At 31.9% G+C, this 3,505-nt stretch carries 4 protein-coding genes; 2 read left to right on the top strand and 2 right to left on the bottom strand.

Going from position 1 to position 3,505, the window contains the following annotated elements:
* Nucleotides 1–15: 15 nt before the first annotated feature.
* Both CBP76_RS11640 and CBP76_RS11635 read right to left on the bottom strand, forming a co-directional pair.
* A complete protein-coding gene (locus CBP76_RS11640) occupies nt 16–246 on the bottom strand; it encodes a hypothetical protein (protein WP_025085224.1) in 231 nt (76 codons plus the stop codon).
* 271 nt (nt 247–517) lie between these two features.
* On the bottom strand, nt 518–1,474 hold the full coding sequence (locus tag CBP76_RS11635; protein ID WP_102197025.1) for a winged helix-turn-helix domain-containing protein: 957 nt from the start codon (nt 1,472–1,474) through the stop codon (nt 518–520).
* 615 nt (nt 1,475–2,089) lie between these two features.
* On the opposite strand from CBP76_RS11635, the gene CBP76_RS11630 reads away from it, so the two are divergent.
* Nucleotides 2,090–2,902, top strand: coding sequence for a ParA family protein (locus CBP76_RS11630; RefSeq protein WP_102197024.1), 813 nt, complete (start codon nt 2,090–2,092; stop codon nt 2,900–2,902).
* 2 nt (nt 2,903–2,904) lie between these two features.
* Nucleotides 2,905–3,237: a DUF5388 domain-containing protein gene (locus tag CBP76_RS11625; RefSeq protein ID WP_057814724.1), complete on the top strand. Its 333-nt coding sequence runs from the start codon at nt 2,905–2,907 to the stop codon at nt 3,235–3,237.
* Nucleotides 3,238–3,505: the final 268 nt, after the last annotated feature.

Here is a 3,505-nt window from a genome sequence, read left to right as displayed (position 1 = left end):
TATAACTTTATAAAGTTATAAAGGCTCTATCCTTCTCATAAATAAAATAGAAGTATGATTCAACAACTTAATATCTGATAACTTGACAGTATTTAACCAAAAAGCCAACAGGTCCTCATTATCCGGCTTATCTTGAATAGATTCGTAGTGATTATAATATGCTTCAGCAAAATAATTTTGGAAAGATCTAAATATGTAGGCCGATCTATTCTCCGGTCTGGCCTTTTTACTTTTTAGCGTCTTCATGACAATTCTCTTTATTTCGTTAACTATTGTCGTTTATATAAACTCGTTTTTCTCAAAAGTTGTGGTCAAAACAGGGTCGTCTAATCCACACCCTTGACCAGTTTAAACCTTGATTTCTTTGTGTTTAAAAAAGGAAATTTTCTAATCTTCCCTTTTCGACCTTTTTATTTTATCTTGCATTAAGTAATCATCAGTTTTCAGATTTATGTCATCCTCCTACAAAGTGTTAAATGTTATATGCTAAATATATTTAACACTTTGTGGGAGACAATTAACAAACGAGACTTGTCTGATTCTCAATAGAGCCGTACATTTTTAATAAGTCAAAGCATTCTTGGAAGAAGTTTTTAAACGATGTAAACATAACTTTATCCATTGATTCTTGATCATGATACTTTTTACCAACATACAAAATAATTCTAGAAACTTCACGATTGATTCGGTCTTTAATAAATTCATTACTTTCAAACATTGTTGCCGTTCTTGCTAGAGGTTCCTTACGATAATTCAGATCTCGATAAACTTTCTTCTTAGCGTTCATAATCAATTTAGCATAGTTAGTCAGTTTTTTAGCACTTCCGTAAGAAAGACTAACCAAAGTGTCTATTAGGTTTTGAGGCATTCCATATGATAAAAGAGTGCTTTCTTCGGCAGCTATTTCGACATTGTCGATATTTTTGTTAATTTTAGAATTATTAGTATTATTAGAACGTAATTTCAAGTGATTGAAGTTCAAGTAATTAAGTAGACTATTTGTCTTGTTCGAAGAAGACTTTTTGTCCGCAGGTGTTGTATCAGCGCTTTCTACTTGTTGAGGAGCATCTGTTGCAACGTCTTTTTTGGAATGACCTAAGAACTTTTCTTTAACAGCATCAGGCAAAGATGGAAATAATTTGTAAGTTCCGTTAAAGCATTTCTTTCTGAAGATTAATCCTGCTTCAACTAGTTTGTCCATGATTCTTGAGATAGTTTTAGTTGATTGATTGATCAACTCTGCCAAATCGGAATAAGTGTATACAACGTAGTATCGATTTTCTTTACGATCGAAGAAGTCTTCTCCATTTTGGACACTTAAGCCAAGTCGATTATAAATAGCTGAGAAAACTTGAGTTGGATTTCCATTAAGAGATTTGTCTCCTAAATCAATCAATGCAATGTATCCCTTCGGTTCAACAAAATCTTGTTTAGCCCTCTTCATCGCTTCTTGTAGTGTTTTATCGTTAGACATATTATTGTCATCCTTCCATGTTTTTTCATAGAAAGAAAAAAGACTAATGAGCAAATATCCCCACCAGTCTTTTAACGATTAAATAATTGATTTATCTCTGCCTACAATCTATAATAAGAATTAAAGCAGAGCGTTAAAAGTAGTGAGTATGTGTGGAATACTCATTGCCGAATCCTTAATTGTTACCAGCGATTAAGGATTCAACGCTTTTTTCTTTTATATATAGAGTCGTACTTTTAAAAAGTGCGACTCTTTTTTCTGTCTTAAATATATATTCTGTGAAGCATAAAATCAACAAAAATCTTGATATATCAACAACTCATACATTTAACATATAACATTTCACATTTAACATTATATATATAACATAATGTTAAATGTTATGTGTGAAATGTATTTAACATTATGTAAAAGGCTTAACAGAGAGAATCTTTGATACGATAGCTTTCTTGAAAAATATTTATATAAAAATATCGGTAGTTTAGCCTAGAACAAAGTGTTAAATGTTATATGTTAAATACATTTAACACTACTTATACATTGAACCATAAGTATTATTAACACTTATGCAGAGGTGTGTTAATATTGAAGTATAAAATTATTGGGGGAGCTTTTATGACTGCGAAAGTATTATCTTTTTTGAACTTTAAGGGTGGCGTTGGAAAAACAAGTACTACAGCTTTAACAAGTTATAACCTGGCCAAATTAGGTTATAAGGTTTTGGCAATTGATTTTGATCCTCAGGCTAACTTAACATCTTTATTTTTAAAGACTAAAAGTATCAAAACAAATGATGAAATCATTACAATTGAAACTTCACTTATGACAGCTGTGAATGATGATCTTAACTTGAAGGATATTGCAATTTCAATCGATGAGAATTTATCATTGATTCCTAACGCAGTGGACTTCAGTATGTATAACCGATACTTGGATAAGAATATTAAAACTGAGCAGGATAAAGTAGATTTCTTTAAAAATAAGATTGAATCTTTGAAGAAAGATTATGACTTTATTTTTATTGATGTTCCGCCAACAATTTCGTTGCCAAATGACACTGCATTTAATGCTTGTGATCAGATCATCGTCGTTTTACAAACACAAGAAAGATCATTGTCAGGTGCAGAAGTGTTAATTGATTATCTACAAAAAACATTGATTGATGATTTTAATTCTGATGTTGATGTCATGGGTATCTTACCTGTTTTGTCAAAACGTAATGCGGCAGTTGATGAAGAAATTTTAAATTCAGCCGAATCTGAATTTGGTAAAGATAATATTTTCCAGCATAAAATTATGGTCATGGAAAGAATCAAACGTATGGATATGACCGGTATTACCGATAATAAAAAAGACGTTTGGGACAAAAAGGTACATGCAGCATTTACGGGTGTGGCTAAAGAAATAATCGAAAGGTTAGGTGAATAGTCATGGGGATGCTGAAACACGATGACAAAAAAATTTCAAAACCAAAGAAATCTACGCTTGAGCGTGGCACCAAGGTTGTCGTTGAGAACCAAGTAAAGAGAAAAGATGTCGTTGACATGCCAGACTCTGGTGTTACTTTCCCAGTAAATGTTCGAGTGGATAATCATATTAGAAACAAAATATCGGCTCTGTTGAACCTGGGTATGGCGAAATCTCAAAAAGAATTAGTCAAACAGTTGGTTGAGAATGAAATAGACAGATTGCCGGAAAGTGATAAGAGTAGATTTGATAGGATGTTTGAAATTTTGGAAGAAAAAGATAATATGAAGAACTAAATGTTAATAACATTATATATTTAACATTTAACACTTTGTTGAAAGACAACTTAAATCTTCAACATATAAAAAAAGACGTTACTCAGTAACGTCTTTGGAATGGCCCCTTTAGTGGCTGTTCGTCAAATCAAGTTGATGGCGGTTCAAGTTAACAGTTAGACCATAAATGGTCTAGCTGTTTTTTTATTTAGCTGATGAGCTTGCTCGAAGCCAAAACATTTGAATATTTATACGTTCAGTAAAGTTGTTCCAACTACGATATCTAAAG

Source organism: Companilactobacillus nuruki (assembly GCF_002872255.1).
GTDB lineage: Bacteria > Bacillota > Bacilli > Lactobacillales > Lactobacillaceae > Companilactobacillus > Companilactobacillus nuruki.
Note: the sequence above shows the minus strand (reverse complement) of the source record. Positions and strands in the feature narration are given on the sequence as shown.

Coding starts and splice junctions, on each gene's coding strand:
- CBP76_RS11640 (WP_025085224.1), bottom strand. CDS start 246: ATGAAGACGCTAAAAAGTAAAAAGGCCAGACCGGAGAATAGATCGGCC.
- CBP76_RS11635 (WP_102197025.1), bottom strand. CDS start 1,474: ATGTCTAACGATAAAACACTACAAGAAGCGATGAAGAGGGCTAAACAA.
- CBP76_RS11630 (WP_102197024.1), top strand. CDS start 2,090: ATGACTGCGAAAGTATTATCTTTTTTGAACTTTAAGGGTGGCGTTGGA.
- CBP76_RS11625 (WP_057814724.1), top strand. CDS start 2,905: ATGGGGATGCTGAAACACGATGACAAAAAAATTTCAAAACCAAAGAAA.